Origin of the sequence: Bacillus sp. IBL03825 (genome assembly GCF_024712505.1) — a bacterium.
Lineage (GTDB): Bacteria > Bacillota > Bacilli > Bacillales > Bacillaceae_G > Bacillus_A > Bacillus_A wiedmannii.
The window spans coordinates 2397607-2412478 of record NZ_JAMXKE010000001.1 but is presented as its reverse complement, the minus strand read 5'-3'; the positions used below and the strand labels follow the sequence as shown (position 1 = coordinate 2412478).

Sequence of the window (14872 nt, the reverse complement as noted above, 5' to 3'; positions counted from 1 at the left end):
CTATCTTTTAATAGTTTTTGTCATCCCAATAGAGAATGCCTCAAACCCTATAGATTCATAATAAGATTGCAATTTTTCTACACACATAAGTTGGGGAATAACCTTGTTTTGTTCACAGTGCTGGATTAATCTTTCTACTATTTCTTTTCCAATACCAATGGACTGATACTCTGGCAATACACAAACACCACAAATAACGCCTGTTATTACGCCATCTGATATAATACGCCCCATCCCTACTAACTTCTTATCATCAAAAGCATAAATTGCATACCAACTTTGTTTACACATTTGTTCTAACTCGTTAACCGTTAATTGAAGAGAATTCCATCCTAAAGATTCATATACAGTTAATAATCCATTGAAATTTGTTGGGTGTTTAAATGTGTAATTTATACTATTATTCATGTAAATACTCCTTATTTTCTCGTTTGTTTTTATTTCATAAAATTATCTTTACTTTGAAATTAATTTATACAAACTTCCATAAGAATAATATTATTCCTTCTCAACTTAAAATAAAAAGAAGTTAACCTCTCCTCAGTTAACTCCTTTTATATAAATCCATCATTATATTATTAACCAAAAATCATACAGCTACAGACGATCAGGACAAACAAAACTAATAAACTGTTTGAGAAATAACCCATAGAATACTACCCCTTTATTTCATTATGTTAAAGATTTTACCATAAAATTATTTACAACATAATAACTGAAAAAGACATTGTATTCATTAGTTAAATATACTAGGTAATATTTAACTTTAATCATACCCTACTTTATAGGCACTTCTCCTACTACGATAGTTCACATAACTTCAAAATAATAAGTGCTATATAAAAGATCACAATTTATCTAAGGCTTGTTTACTTATTTTTCAACTATGCTAATTGTTAACTTACGATTTCCTCAAATAAATGTGACATCTTCACAAGAAGAGCATTCACTACTACTTCTCTAACCATTTACAACTCTCCCTGTAATTTATTTAAGCTCTATCCTCATTTATATTAATATCTTTCTTATTCGAAAAAAGATCTTTAAAAATTCCTACCCCTACAATTAATATAGCTATTCCAAGTAATTTATTTATTTGTAAGGGAACCCTTTCTATTCCAAATAATCCAAATGTATCAATGCAGAGAGCAACAACTAATTGAGTAATAAGGCTAATTAGCACCGTATAAGCTGGACCTAAACTCTTTATTGCACCCATTATACAAATTATTAACCCGATGCCAAACAATTCACTTACATAAAACAAATAATTTGTAGTATACACTTTAATGCTAATACTGTTTTCTGTAATGATATAAAATAGAATAGAACTTATGAAACCTATTCCAAGAACACATGCAGTTGTTAACCACTGCCCTACATTTTCATTCACTTTCGTATTAAAAACAGATTGTAAGCTAATTAATAATCCAGCTAATATAGCTAAACTAAATCCAATCATACTCCCTCTCCCCTTTTCATTGCTCATATATATTATTTTTAGCAACTTCCTTCATTCTAAAAAAATCTTTAATTACAATAACTCCATTTCTCTTTTCAATTAATTTTTCTTTATAAAATTTTTGTAACAACCGAATTACGTGCCGATAACTTACTCCTATAAAATCCGCAATACTTGATATCGAAGTTGCATCCAAATCTTTTTTATACATATTCCCGTTACTATCAGTAGAAATAGAAAGTAAATAACTAGCTACACGTACTTCTACTGGATAAAGTAAATTAAGTGCTGTAAAACGAGTCGATATTTTTAATGTGTTTGCAATGTTTTCAAGCAAGAAGTTCATAAATATAGGATCATGTAATAACTTATTTCTAATTACAGCATGAGAAATAGAGATGGCTATAACATCTGAACAAGCTTCAACGACATTATGCGCTTTGCTATTTTGTATGAATTCAATATCGCCAACAACCGCCAATGGATTGATAAAACGAAGGATCAGTTTCTTTCCCTCTGGTGTAATCGTATAAACTTTTACTTTACCTTTAACAACAAAATATAAACGATCCATTGCGTCATCTATATTGCAAATAAGCTCGCCTTTTCAAAATGATTTACTTGAAAATAAGCTGTATCTATCTCTGAAAAAATTTCAAGCATTTTATTAGTTTTCAAATAATGGATAATTAAATCTGATCTATTCTCCATTTTCATTTCCTCCTTTCATTTACATATTAAATACAACAATACCTATAATCATTACTATTGTTCCCACAATATGATATCTCTCCATCTGTATCTTTTTTATTTGAAATAATCCCTTCATTTCAATTAGAGTTGCTGTTAATAATTGAGCAACCATAAGTGTTCCAGCTGTTAATGTAACTCCCATTTCATGTATCGCTACTGTTTCTGCACAAATAATTAATCCGCCAAGTGCACTAGCTACTAAATATATTTTTTTCACATCCTTTAAATCCGCTATTTTCTCTTCTTTCTTTAACAAAAATATTGTTGTTGCAATAAGGAATCCAATGAAATGCGTAATAATACTCGTTGACCATATACCGATATGTGAACTAAGTTTCGCATTAAATGTACCTTGAAGTGTAATAAATACGCCAGCTAAAATAGCAAATACAACGCCCTTCAAAAAATCATCTCCTAATCTTCTATTTCTGACTTAATTAAAAGCTATAATCCTATAAAGGCAAAAGGACAAATGACACATCAGTATGAAAATAGCTACAAATGAACAATAAAAAACACAACTCAAAATATTTGAGATGTGTTTTTTATTGTTTTATCGTTATATAATATTTTAACATTTATAACTACGCTATATTAACAGGTTTATTCTTCATAACAAACTTTCCAAATAAGAAACGCACAAGTGGCCCCATAATAATTAATTGTAATGGATACGCCAAAATGAAATTTTTAATAAAAATTGAAAAATACATCGATACAAATGAGTCTCCTTGTAGTCCACCATGTAAATACATCATAGCCATTCCGTAAAAAGACATAAAGAAAACCATTCCAATTACCATAGCTGTCGCCATCGCAACTATCATATTTATTTTCTTCGATTTATCAAACGGTAACATGAATACAAGTTTTTTCGCACAAGGTCCAACGATACATATTTCAATTAATAATGCAATAATGAATCCAATTAGTAGTTCTAATGTGATCTCCTTAATATGAATTGGCCCTCCTGCTCCATTCAGTAATAAATTATAAAACGTCATTACAATAACCATCCCAAGGCACATCATCATACCAAATTGGAGGTTTTCCTTTCTTGTTGTTGGCAATTTCTATCATCCTTTCTGTTTAAGTCTTTGTCATTATATCGATTATGGAAACCTCTTCGTAAGTGAACATTTTGTGAACAAATTTAAAGCGTTATCATATATTCACTATACTTTCTGATCAAATTCTCACTCTTACTTATAAAGGTTTTATATATTTCAATGTTGAATTACTAAATTTAACATTAAAATACATTACTACTAGGAGGATAACCATGAATGACATAGAATTTTACGTATACCACATCGTTACAAGGGAAAAAATGAAGATTGGACAAATCATTCATTTCGGTAAAAATCAAACTAATACTCTATATCGGTTCTTTTTTGAAAGAGAACAATTAAATTCTAGTGGTGAAGATGGCATAAAAATTATAAATAACCACTATAAAAATGAAGAATTACATATAAAGAATGAAAATGCTAAAGTAGTTATGAGTTATATCGATCAAACAATTAGAACGGTTAGAGAAACGATTGTAGAAATGGTTAGACTACAAGAATTTCCTGAATACCCTTCAAGATTATCTTGTTTATATGCTGCAAAGAGCTATGAAGATACTTTAAAATGGAAAGCATTATTTGATTCTTACAATCGAGAAGTTTTGCAGATTGTTAAACTACGAGTAATTGGAAATTGTTTTGAAGGTGACGGAAATCTTTTACCAAAAGAAGATGGTATTCCTTTCTCTCAAAAAATTGAACAAGCAAGAGAGTATTGGAAAGGAACTGTAAATAATGAACTTCCGGAATTACTGATAAATGGAAAAAGTGAAGTAGTGGAAATCATTGATGATTTTTCCACAATTCATATTTAATTCCTTACTAAATCATATAGGATGGGGATTACAATGAGGGAAAAAGTGTACTTCAATCATGATGGTGGTGTAGATGATTTAATTTCACTATTTTTATTACTCCAGATGGATAATGTCAAGCTTACAGGTGTTTCAGTTATCCCTGCAGATTGCTATTTAGAACCAGCAATGTCTGCGAGTCGCAAAATTATTGATCGCTTCGGCAAAGGAAATATTGAAGTAGCTGCATCAAATTCCCGTGCAAAAAACCCATTTCCAAAAGATTGGCGGATGCATGCATTTTATGTAGATGCTTTACCCATTTTAAATGAGTCTGAAAAAGTTGTAACACCCGTAGCAGAAAAACCTGCACATCATCATTTAATTGAAACCCTACTACAAACTGAAGAGAAAACAACTTTATTATTTACAGGGCCTCTTACCGATTTAGCGCGTGCACTATATGAAGCACCTGTAATCGAGGGGAAAATTGAGCGCCTTGTTTGGATGGGAGGAACATTTCGTACTGCCGGCAATGTACATGAACCAGAACATGATGGAACTGCTGAGTGGAATTCGTTTTGGGATCCTGAAGCAGTAGCTCGTGTGTGGGAATCAAAAATTAAAATCGACTTAGTAACGCTAGAAAGTACAAACCAAGTTCCATTAACTATAGACATACGTGAAAGTTGGGCAAAAGAGCGTAAATATATTGGTGTTGATTTTCTTGGTCAATGCTATGCAATGGTTCCTCCCCTCGTTCATTTCTCAACTAACTCTACTTACTATTTGTGGGATGTATTAACTGCTGCCTTTATCGGGAAATCTTGCCTTGCAAAATTACAAACAATTAATAGTATTATTCATACATATGGACCTAGCCAGGGGCGTACGGTGGAAACTGTTGCTGGACGACCTGTAAATGTAGTATATGATGTAAACCACAATGGATTTTTTAACTATATAACTGAATTAGCGAAGAAAGCTTCCACTTGAACCACTATCTATATGAAAAATAAATAGAATGGCATTATTTCAGACGATAAACCCCATATTTAGAATTTGTTTGAAACTACATATTTAACTATTGAAAAGAGTATTGAATTAACTTTCAATACTCTTTTTATGCAGTTTAATTATATTTGATTAGTGTAGTGTCTTACTAATTATTCATTTCATAACCATTTACAAAAAACGTAATTGTTTCTAATTCATCTTCATTTAATTCTCTATTTACGTCTCGTTTATACGCTTCCTTTATGTTTTCTTCATCGCCTTTATGAATTTCTGTATAAGTTCCTACTGTTTTTAACAAATGCATTTCTTGTAAAAACTCATCCCGACTTATAGCTGTCCCATGAGAAAGAATATAAGTTTCAGCATCAAATGACTCCAATTCTCCGATTAATTTGAACGTTCGTTTCGTCGTATAGTTCCATTTTGAAGAAAAGATATCTGCATATATACAGTCTCCTAAAAATAATATCTTTTCTTCTTTCACGTAAATAACAACTGAATCATGTGCATGATTTCCGCCGACATGTTTTAACACGCATGTCACTTCACCAAGGTCTAATTCAATTTGATCCTCGAACGTTAAGGTTGGAGGAATAATTTTAATATTTCTCGCTTTTTCTTCAAACTCTTTCTTGATGCAATCCGCACAAAATGCAATTTCAGTACCCTCTTTTACGCGTGCGTCCAACGCTTCATCTGTCCATTCATAAGATACTAGTGGCTGCATTTCTTTCTTCGTTTCTGCATGCGCAATAGTTAATGCATCTTGTAATACAGGCAATCCAAAAATATGATCCCAGTGCCAATGCGTTAATGCTACGAAATCAGGACTTGATACATTCTGTTCTTTTAGCATTTCTAAAAATAATTGTGCATGTTCTTCTGAATTCCCTGCATCAATCATTAAAGTTTTTTCTTGTCCAACGACCATTCCTAATATAGGTCTATCTGTTTCAGAAACAGGTGTCATATACCAAAATGAGTTTCCTATTTTTTTTATTTGCTGCATAATTAGTTCCTCCATTTACTACTATTCTCTTCAATTATTATCTGTAAAACCTTCATCCAGCACATAGCATGAAATAATATATATCGCTTTCTTTAGAACATAGTAACTTCATCTATCCATTTAAATAAGCATCCCAATCATAGTCTTCAATTTTATAGAATCTACCTTCATCATTTCTTTCATATGCACATAAAGGTGGTTCCTCAAGAAAGTTTAAAATAGAATCATCTATATTCAAAATAACTCCAATTGAAATAATTTGAAAGTTTTTAGGATTATTGACATAGTCATCACTTTCATAGCCACTTAAAATTGACCAACCTGGATCGCCTTCTGCTGTTGGATTATCTACTAAGCATAAAGTTAAATTCTCTGTTTTCAAGTACATCATCACTAAGAATTACCTTCGTATCAAAATAAAAATCCCAATCACTTGAAGCTGGATCATCATATTCCGTATCACATATATTTTCAATTCCAAATGAAATTTTATCACCTATTTTTAAATCTAAACGATACGGATCATTGTCCAGTTCCCCTACGAACTTCTTCTCATTTCTTTCAGTGATTACAACCCACATTCTTTCACCATGAAATCCATCTTCTTCCTCATTTTTAGATACAAAAATTAGCTTTACCAAATCTCCAACCTTTAATTTCTCCAACACTTCTGAACTAGGAAGGTAAAATGTATATGGCGCTTCTTTATTTAATTCATAAACATTATCTAAGTACCAAGTCATCTTTTTCTCTCCTTAAAAGCTTTTCACACTCATATTTTTAAAATAACACTATTTTTTCTTCCGGCAAACTACTACCATAGAATAGCAGTCTTCCCCTAACTCATTTCCTTCCCAATCATTATATATATGTAATAATTCAAAACCATTCACTACTAATAATCTTTCTAACTCTTGCGGATATGTATAGCGAAGATCGATCGTTGTTTTCAGTTCTTCTACTTTCACATCATCCTCATAAAACCTTCTTGTTGTTATGTAATGCTGTATTTGCTGAATTGAATCGTATGTCATTTCAGTATATAGATCGCATTTTCTTTCCTTTTCATCAATAATAGTTGTCCAATATTCTTCTGTAGATGGTTGTATTAATTCTTCTTTTGAAGGAAAACGTGTATCGAATATAAATATACCATTATCAGCTAACACATGATGAATAGATGTTAATAACTTATTTTGATCTGTGTTCGTAAGAAAGTGTTGAAATCCATGACCAACCATAAATGCTAACAGAATTGTTTCTTCAATCTTTAATTGTAAACAGTCTTGTTGTAACCATTTTACTTTTTTACAATCCATAGATTTTCTCTTCGCTTCAGCAAGCATACCTTCATGTATATCTACACCAATCATTTGATATCCGTTTTCTATAAATGGAATTGTAACCCTTCCTGTTCCGCAGGCAATATCTAGAATCCATTCATTTTGTATATTTAGTTTTTGTGCCCATGATAGTAAGAACGGAAAATCTGGCAGACTTTTATTTTCTATATCATATCGTTTTGGATTTTCGTATTCAGATAGACTCCATTTTGTTTGCAAACGTATTCCCATTTCATATTTCCACTTAAGTTTAATATATAAATTATAACGAATTATTAGTTTTTTCTCTATAATCAAACACAATTACTTGGACTAATCTAACTTTCCTTTTCGTAAGCTAAAAATAAGTGGAAGAATCGGAGTGTGATACGATGGAACGATTATGGATTCCTATGATAGTTACATTTTTTTCATTCGGTGGATTACTATTAGGCGGTGCTGTCGGCATTGCTACGCGCCAACTAATTGAAGAAAAAATGCATCGTTTATATGCATTATGTGGCGGAATTTTGCTTGGCCTTTTATCCCTTGAAATTATTCCTGAAACATTTGCAAGCTATGAAATAATTGGGCCTATACTTGGTATAGCTATCGGTATTTTGGTTATGAACTTATTAGATAACTATTGTCATCATCCAATGATACATAAAAAAGATCAACAAGCGTGGCAAACTTTCCTTTTTCTTTCTTTTGCTATATTTATTCATAATTTGCCGAGTGGCTTTGCATTAGGTACAGCATTTATAAATCATAATGATTCTGCCATTCCTTTCTTACTTGCGATTATAATTCACCATATTCCTGAAGGCCTAGCATTAATCATCCCCTTCCTCTTTACAAAGCATAAATGCATTTCATTTTTATTTACGACTTTATTACTTTCACTTATTCTCGGAACTGGTACTGTCTTTGGTATTTTGATGGAAGGAAAGGCTCTACATTTACAAGGGCTCATTATGGGGAGCGCTATCGGTTCACTTGGCTATGTCACAATTCATGAAATGCTTTGGAAGGCTAAAAAACAGCTCTCCTTCCTTACATTTTTAACATGGGCAACTAGCGGGTTTTTACTAATAACAGTATTTACACTATTTACTGGTCATCATTAAAGATAATAATATAATCATTTGTATATTTTTCCTTTTTCTCCAAAACATAATAGTATCTACCTATTATAAGGAGGAAAAATTATGTTTGGGAAAACAGCCGGTGAATCATTAGTTGACCTATTAATTGACTGGGGAGTAGAACACATTTACGGAATGCCTGGAGATTCTATCAATTCTATAATTGAAGCTTTAAGAAAAAAACAAGATAAAATCAAATTCATTCAAGTCCGCCATGAAGAAGCTGGTGCACTAGCAGCAGCTGCCTATGCTAAGTTAACAGGAAAACTCGGCGTTTGTATGGCAATCGCAGGGCCGGGCGCTATCCATTTATTAAATGGTTTATATGATGCTAAACTCGATAAAGCCCCTGTTCTAGCAATTTCAGGTCAAGTAGAAACAGATTTACTCGGGACGGATTTTTTCCAAGAAGTAAACTTAGAAAGATTATTCGATGATGTTGCGGTATATAACCAGCGCATTATGTCAGCAGAACAGTTGCCTGCTGTCGTGAATCAAGCGATTCGAATGGCTTATACGAAAAAAGGTGTATCTGTTCTTACGATTCCAGATGATGTTCCGAAATTCGAAGTAAAAAGTGGTGCTCGTGTTACAAATACTTCTTTTACATTACCTGAGTTATTTCCGCAAGAAGAAGATTTACATGCTGCAAAACTCGCAATAAGTGAAGCGAAAAAGCCTGTAATTTTAGCTGGAAAAGGTGCGAAACATGCGAGAGAATCTTTACTTACTTTCGCAGAACACATCGGTGCTCCAATCGTACTTACATTACCAGCTAAAGGGATTATCCCTGATGAACATCCACTTTGCATTGGCGGATTAGGATTAATTGGAACGAAACCTTCTTATGATGCAATGAAACATGCAGATACTTTAATTATGATTGGTACTTCTTATCCATTCACCGGTTTCTTACCCGAAAAAGCAAAAACAATTCATATCGATACTGATCCGGCCCAAATCGGTAAACGTTACGTAACAGATATCGGCTTAGCCGGTGATGCTGATAAAACATTAAAATGGTTAATTGAAAATGTAGAAAAACACGAGGACCATTCCTTCTTAGAGCATCATCAAGAAATGATGAAAAATTGGGAGGAAAAATTACACAATCAAGAAGACGATACATCTACTCCAATTAAGCCACAACGTGTTATGCATGCACTGCAACAAGTAGCTCAAGATGATGCAATATTATCAGTCGATGTCGGAAATGTAACAGTATGGACAGCAAGACACTTCCGTATGACAAATCAACAATTTATCATTTCTAGTTGGCTCGCAACACTTGGCTGCGGTTTACCTGGTGCACTTGCTGGAAAAATTGCTTACCCGAATAAACAAGTATTTGCAGTTTGTGGTGACGGTGGTTTTGGAATGACAATGAACGACTTCGTAACAGCTGTTAAATATAAACTGCCGATCGTGGTCGTTGTTTTAAATAATAATAAGATCGCCATGATTAAATTCGAACAAGAAGTTATGGGGAATATCGAATTTGGCACAGACTTAACAAACCCTGATTTTGCAAAATACGCAGAGGCGTGCGGAGGTATTGGATACCGAGTTGAGAATTTAGATGAACTACTTCCTGCTTTCGAAAATGCGGTAAAACAAAATAGACCGTGTATTATTGATATAGTTGTAGATGCAAACGAAGCACCAATGCCAGCAAAAATCACCTTTGGTCAAGCCGCTGGTTATACGAAGCATATGATAAAAGAATTATTTGAAGAAGGTAAGATTGATTTACCACCACTATAAACAAAAAAGAGAGCTGAAAACAATTTGTCTTCAGCTATCTTTTTTATTTTTGTATCTCTCTATAAAAGGAAAAATCATTCACATTAGTTTGTACTCGCTTCTCTTCCTTTACCTCTTTATCCTTGCTCCTTGGTGTTCTTACATTTCCTAGTTTAATCGCATCTTGCATACTATGACTAACTAGATTTCCCGCTAAAATTGTCATACTATAAAAAGCAATTGGTATAAGTACAATCCATGTATGTGTAGTTAAATGGCGGAAGTTTTGACCAATTAGGCCAGTCCATTCTTTTGTTACACTATCTGGATCCATTCCACTGAAGATTATTGTTCCACCAAAAAATAATTGCAACAAACCAAGGTGTAAAAGTAGTAATAAAGTACTTACAAATTGTTGCGCTACTAATAAAAGAAATGGCGGTAACATATGCGGCCATATATGGCGCTTCAACCTATGCCACTTACTTCCGCCGAGCACAGTAGCTGCCAACATAAATTCTTCTTTCTTAATACGCTTTACTTCTTGCGCTACATACAACATAACCGTTGGTACAGCAAGACATACAAGAACTATAATTTGAAATGCCACACGCAAATACAACGGCACAACTTCTGCTCCACTATCAAACGTTAAAACTTCATTTAACATAAAATAAGAAATCATAACCATCGGTACAATACTAAAAGGATCAAAAAAGGATGAAATAACTGGAAAAGAACGTTTACCATACATACCAAGAAGTAAACCAACTCCCCCTCCAACTATAACTCGTAAAATCGCTATAATTATACTCGCTCCAACTGTCCATTTTGCACCTTCTATTATTAATTGAACAAGGTCACGACCTTTCACATCACTTCCAAACCAAAATTTACTTGATGGCGAAAATGGTGCTGCCTCTAGTTCCCCTTTTTCGTTATACATCATCGTAAGTTCACGAATATTCCCATCAAAAAACACCGTATATCCAATACTAACAATCATTAGTACACTCAAAAAAGTAATACCTATCCAAAATCTCACATCTCTTTTTACAACTTGCCACATGTTACACACGCTCCTTTATAACATTTTGTAAAAGCGTATGTAATATACGAAATAGTATAAAAAGCGGTACGTATAATATTACTAGACTCACTGTAAATATTTCTAATTTTGGATTTTCTTTCACAAAAACAAACATACCATATGTATTAAATATCCATTCAATAATATATAAATTGGAAAGCATAAATAAAATATTTGTTTTCGCGTAATAAATTGTCGTTAATAAAACATTTCTTGAAATATGATGTGTCAAAATATGCCGGAAGCTTAGCCCTTTACTCTTGGCAAACAAACTATAATCTTTCTCTAATTCTTCTTTAAACCGAAATAACAACAGTTTAATAAACAATAATGTTGTTGGTATTGTAAGACATATAATTGGTAACAAACGTATCCTTTCTTCCCCTAATCCAGCCAGTTTGACCGGCATAAATCCTGTTTTTTGAAACATATTTACGACAAGAAGTTGCGATAATAAAATAAGTAAAATATCCGGTATACTCTCAAGCGTAAGAAAAACCCCGTTCCACATTTTCTGTTTCATATAAGAACGCTGCAATACCCAAACGACAAGTATATACGCTATAAGCAAAGATAGTAAAAACGCTGATAGAAATACAATCATCGTTTCAAAATAATGAATCCATATTTGCGGAAATAATTTTCTTGAGTCTCGAAATCCATATGTAATTTCACCCGGTTGAAGTATCTTCCCTCCAAGAAAGACAATCGTGTTCCAAAAACCGATTAAATCAATTTGCAATCCCTTAAATAAACGCGGTAGCGCGCCTAGACAGATTATACATAAAATTGCAGCTACTAGTTGTAAACAAGTAACCCCACACCATTTAGCAATTCGCATCAACATAACGATTTCCCCTTACCATCCGATAGAATATTCAGAAATCAAAAACCACATATATTACATCTCTTCAGCTATACTTTGCACCCGTTTCTTCCCACTCGGTAAAATGGTTTGATATAAACACGTAACAAAAAATAATAAACCAAATAAAATAATATACAACGTATCTGCACGAATCCATTTCGGGAACAACATCGCTATCGCACCGAGAGATAACAGCTGGAATCCTGTCGTTAATGGACTAAGTAAACTTTGAACACGTCCCATGAATGATTCTTCTACAATTTCATACATCCAGCCCATAATTGCAACATTAATAAACGGTAAAAAGAAAGTCGCAAAAGCGATACATACATAAAAAGACCATACGTGGTTTACAAAGTAACACATACCGAAAAAGACCCCTGAGCCAGCCATACCAAAGACAATAATAGGCTTGGGTGCATATTTCTTCCCTACACTTGTTGCTACTACACTTCCAATTAGTAATGAAATCCCTCCAACTACACCACCCACCATCGCTAAACTTTCATACGTTGCTGGTGCTAATTTATATTTTAATATGTAAGTTGTGGATACGCTTAAAATACCATTTAATAGTCCAAACACGATAAATCCTAAAAGTAATTTTTTTAAAGTGTCATTTTGATATATATACTTGATCCCTTTTTGAAACTCTGTTATTAACATTTTCAAATTAACTTCTTTCCATTTTGTTCTACCGTTTGGCAAACGCACTTTTTCTGGAATGGAGATCGTTTGAATCAAAATACCACTCATAATAAAAGTGAGCGTATTTACTAAAATACTCCCGTATATTCCAAAAGTCCAGTACACCATCGTTGCAATTCCTACACCAAACAAAGCATACAAACTATTCACCATTTGATTCACACCTGCTGCTGCACCGTATTGGTCGGATTGAACTACTCCCTGTATCATCGACTGTTCTGATGGAGAGAAAAATTGTATACATGCATTTTCCAAAAATAAAAATATAAAGACGAGTATAATCATTCCGTAATAAAGCGAAATTAGAATTCCGATATTACAGAGCGAACAACATATGTTACTTACCGTACAAATACGTTGTCTATCAAAACGATCCACTACTGTCCCTACTAATAGAAAAAAGATTAATGCAGGTAATGCCATCATGATTTGTGTCATCGTTGCGTAAACTGGTTGTTTTCCGTATTGGTCTAACAAATAAAACATTAAAGAAACTCCAGCAATCATAGAACCGAGTCGCTCTAAAATATTTGCTAGAAAAAAACGTGCATACACTTTGTTACGAAATAACTGTAGCATTTCTTTCATACTTCTAACCCTTTCTCTCGACAAAATTTTATTTTTTCAGTCATTTCTCGGAAGTTACATTATATTTTTCGACCATTATCCAATCTTTTCCTTCTGTATAGAGCACAATAAAAAAAAGACTCATGTTTTTTATACAAGAGTCTTTTTATTTAACTTCGCTTCACGTAATGATATGTAGCTAAAATCTTTATACGTCTCGCTAACTATTTTAATTCTCTAAAGTTCGGATATACTTTATTTATTTTATGAATGTATCGCACATCCACTCATAAAATTTTTCCTTCTCTTCAAATTGCGGATAATGAGCTGACTTTTCAAAAGTAATGAATTCTTTTTGATTCACTTCAATCATATCAAAATATTTTTTCGCTGCATGAAATGAAGTATTATAGTCGTATTTTCCCATAAGGAAATAAAGCGGTAGCTTCATTTCAGTCACCTTAGTAGGCAATGGGTTCTTTAAATCCTTTTCTAATAAGACAGTTTGAGAATGTGATAATCCAACGTTATAACGAATTACATCTAAAAAGTTATATTCATTACTGAGTAGCATCCCAATATTATCACCATCTGGATTTTCAATGAGTCTTGATGTTCCACCATATTTTGCAACATAATTCCTCGGAGTGTATGTATCACCATTTTTAATTTTTTCAGTCAACTCATTTAAATAGGCAACCTCATCTGTATTCCCAGCACTTTGTGCCTGTTCAATCACATAGTTTAAACTATCCATTTCACTTTCTACTGTATCACTCATTTGCCCTATGCCAACATATGCTTCATATTTTTCAGGGGCTTTATTGGCAGCTTGCATTCCGATATATGTACCGTAAGAATGACCAACCAATATTACTTTTTCTTTACCAAGATGTTTTGAAACATAATCTGTCATAGCTAATAAATCTTCTACAAGAAGATCTGATGTAAGATTCGAATAGTCTTCAAAGAAATGATACGACTTCCCACTCGCTCTTTGATCGTAATTAACAACTGTGAATTTCTCTTCCAATAAGTTTTGGTATTTTTGCGCATATGGTATTTCTGAAGTACCTGGTCCACCATGTACAAAAATAATAACCGGATTGTTCTTATCTTTTCCGCGTATCATAATTTCATGATCACTTCCATTTATCTCTACTTGCTCTAATGTACTTATACTGTTTTTCCCTTTTATTTGCGAGGTCCATGTAGGAAATATTAGTGCTACGATTAATAATAGTAAAATGATGACTCCAATAAGTTTTATTAATTTTTTTATCTTCTTCATAAGTAGTTTCCTTTCTTTTAAATTTATAAA

Annotated in this window: 14 protein-coding genes and 2 pseudogenes; 4 read left to right on the top strand and 12 right to left on the bottom strand. The window is 32.8% G+C overall.

From position 1 onward, the window contains the following. From NHG49_RS12380 to NHG49_RS12360, 5 genes and pseudogenes are all read right to left on the bottom strand, one after another. Nucleotides 1-408 carry a GNAT family N-acetyltransferase gene (locus NHG49_RS12380; RefSeq protein WP_064474106.1) on the bottom strand — a complete coding sequence of 136 codons (408 nt, stop codon included), beginning with the start codon at nt 406-408 and terminating at the stop codon, nt 1-3. 583 nt (nt 409-991) lie between these two features. Further along, the gene (locus NHG49_RS12375) at nt 992-1462 is read right to left on the bottom strand and encodes a DMT family transporter (protein ID WP_258126075.1); all 471 of its coding nucleotides are present in this window, start codon (nt 1460-1462) and stop codon (nt 992-994) included. A gap of 16 nt (nt 1463-1478) precedes the next feature. Then, nucleotides 1479-2173, bottom strand: a pseudogene (locus NHG49_RS12370) (Crp/Fnr family transcriptional regulator). A 19-nt stretch (nt 2174-2192) separates the two neighbouring features. Further along, the gene (locus tag NHG49_RS12365; protein ID WP_064474104.1) at nt 2193-2618 is read right to left on the bottom strand and encodes a DMT family transporter; all 426 of its coding nucleotides are present in this window, start codon (nt 2616-2618) and stop codon (nt 2193-2195) included. A 181-nt stretch (nt 2619-2799) separates the two neighbouring features. After that, nucleotides 2800-3285, bottom strand: a complete 486-nt coding sequence (locus NHG49_RS12360; RefSeq protein ID WP_064474103.1) for a DUF2798 domain-containing protein — start codon at nt 3283-3285, stop codon at nt 2800-2802. A 212-nt stretch (nt 3286-3497) separates the two neighbouring features. Between NHG49_RS12360 and NHG49_RS12355 the strand changes: the two genes are divergently transcribed. Next, on the top strand, nt 3498-4100 hold the full coding sequence (locus tag NHG49_RS12355; RefSeq protein WP_064474102.1) for a DUF2441 domain-containing protein: 603 nt from the start codon (nt 3498-3500) through the stop codon (nt 4098-4100). A gap of 33 nt (nt 4101-4133) precedes the next feature. After that, nucleotides 4134-5075 (top strand): nucleoside hydrolase, encoded by a 942-nt coding sequence (locus NHG49_RS12350; protein WP_258126074.1) that lies wholly within the window; start codon nt 4134-4136, stop codon nt 5073-5075. A 166-nt stretch (nt 5076-5241) separates the two neighbouring features. On the opposite strand, the gene NHG49_RS12345 is transcribed toward NHG49_RS12350, so the two are convergent. From NHG49_RS12345 to NHG49_RS12335, 3 genes and pseudogenes are all read right to left on the bottom strand, one after another. Beyond that, complete coding sequence (locus NHG49_RS12345) at nt 5242-6105, bottom strand: MBL fold metallo-hydrolase (protein WP_064474100.1); 864 nt, start codon at nt 6103-6105, stop codon at nt 5242-5244. Nucleotides 6106-6217: 112 nt separating this feature from the next. Next, nucleotides 6218-6848 (bottom strand): annotated as a pseudogene (locus tag NHG49_RS12340) (immunity protein Imm33 domain-containing protein). Nucleotides 6849-6896: 48 nt separating this feature from the next. Next, nucleotides 6897-7679, bottom strand: a complete 783-nt coding sequence (locus NHG49_RS12335; protein WP_081257099.1) for a class I SAM-dependent DNA methyltransferase — start codon at nt 7677-7679, stop codon at nt 6897-6899. A 140-nt stretch (nt 7680-7819) separates the two neighbouring features. Here NHG49_RS12335 and NHG49_RS12330 point away from each other — a divergent pair, with 140 nt between their 5' ends. Further along, the gene (locus NHG49_RS12330; RefSeq protein ID WP_064474099.1) at nt 7820-8557 is read left to right on the top strand and encodes a ZIP family metal transporter; all 738 of its coding nucleotides are present in this window, start codon (nt 7820-7822) and stop codon (nt 8555-8557) included. Between the two features lie 81 nt (nt 8558-8638). After that, complete coding sequence (locus tag NHG49_RS12325) at nt 8639-10339, top strand: pyruvate oxidase (protein WP_258126073.1); 1701 nt, start codon at nt 8639-8641, stop codon at nt 10337-10339. Between the two features lie 43 nt (nt 10340-10382). Here NHG49_RS12325 and NHG49_RS12320 read toward each other — a convergent pair whose 3' ends face one another. The 4 genes from NHG49_RS12320 to NHG49_RS12305 all read right to left on the bottom strand — a co-directional run bounded on the left by NHG49_RS12320 (nt 10383) and on the right by NHG49_RS12305 (nt 14842). Then, nucleotides 10383-11387, bottom strand: a complete 1005-nt coding sequence (locus NHG49_RS12320; RefSeq protein ID WP_088046882.1) for an ABC transporter permease subunit — start codon at nt 11385-11387, stop codon at nt 10383-10385. A gap of 1 nt (nt 11388) precedes the next feature. Next, nucleotides 11389-12255, bottom strand: coding sequence for an ABC transporter permease subunit (locus NHG49_RS12315; protein WP_098102822.1), 867 nt, complete (start codon nt 12253-12255; stop codon nt 11389-11391). 54 nt (nt 12256-12309) lie between these two features. Further along, nucleotides 12310-13572 (bottom strand): MFS transporter, encoded by a 1263-nt coding sequence (locus NHG49_RS12310; RefSeq protein ID WP_374453068.1) that lies wholly within the window; start codon nt 13570-13572, stop codon nt 12310-12312. A 238-nt stretch (nt 13573-13810) separates the two neighbouring features. Continuing rightward, complete coding sequence (locus tag NHG49_RS12305; protein WP_088046884.1) at nt 13811-14842, bottom strand: alpha/beta fold hydrolase; 1032 nt, start codon at nt 14840-14842, stop codon at nt 13811-13813. Nucleotides 14843-14872: the final 30 nt, after the last annotated feature.

Bases quoted from the DNA above. Each gene is read 5' to 3' on its own strand.
- NHG49_RS12305 (WP_088046884.1), bottom strand. From the start codon at position 14,842: ATGAAGAAGATAAAAAAATTAATAAAACTTATTGGAGTCATCATTTTA.
- NHG49_RS12350 (WP_258126074.1), top strand. From the start codon at position 4,134: ATGAGGGAAAAAGTGTACTTCAATCATGATGGTGGTGTAGATGATTTA.
- NHG49_RS12325 (WP_258126073.1), top strand. From the start codon at position 8,639: ATGTTTGGGAAAACAGCCGGTGAATCATTAGTTGACCTATTAATTGAC.
- NHG49_RS12345 (WP_064474100.1), bottom strand. From the start codon at position 6,105: ATGCAGCAAATAAAAAAAATAGGAAACTCATTTTGGTATATGACACCT.
- NHG49_RS12375 (WP_258126075.1), bottom strand. From the start codon at position 1,462: ATGATTGGATTTAGTTTAGCTATATTAGCTGGATTATTAATTAGCTTA.
- NHG49_RS12320 (WP_088046882.1), bottom strand. From the start codon at position 11,387: ATGTGGCAAGTTGTAAAAAGAGATGTGAGATTTTGGATAGGTATTACT.
- NHG49_RS12315 (WP_098102822.1), bottom strand. From the start codon at position 12,255: ATGTTGATGCGAATTGCTAAATGGTGTGGGGTTACTTGTTTACAACTA.
- NHG49_RS12310 (WP_374453068.1), bottom strand. From the start codon at position 13,572: ATGAAAGAAATGCTACAGTTATTTCGTAACAAAGTGTATGCACGTTTT.
- NHG49_RS12380 (WP_064474106.1), bottom strand. From the start codon at position 408: ATGAATAATAGTATAAATTACACATTTAAACACCCAACAAATTTCAAT.
- NHG49_RS12355 (WP_064474102.1), top strand. From the start codon at position 3,498: ATGAATGACATAGAATTTTACGTATACCACATCGTTACAAGGGAAAAA.
- NHG49_RS12335 (WP_081257099.1), bottom strand. From the start codon at position 7,679: ATGGGAATACGTTTGCAAACAAAATGGAGTCTATCTGAATACGAAAAT.
- NHG49_RS12330 (WP_064474099.1), top strand. From the start codon at position 7,820: ATGGAACGATTATGGATTCCTATGATAGTTACATTTTTTTCATTCGGT.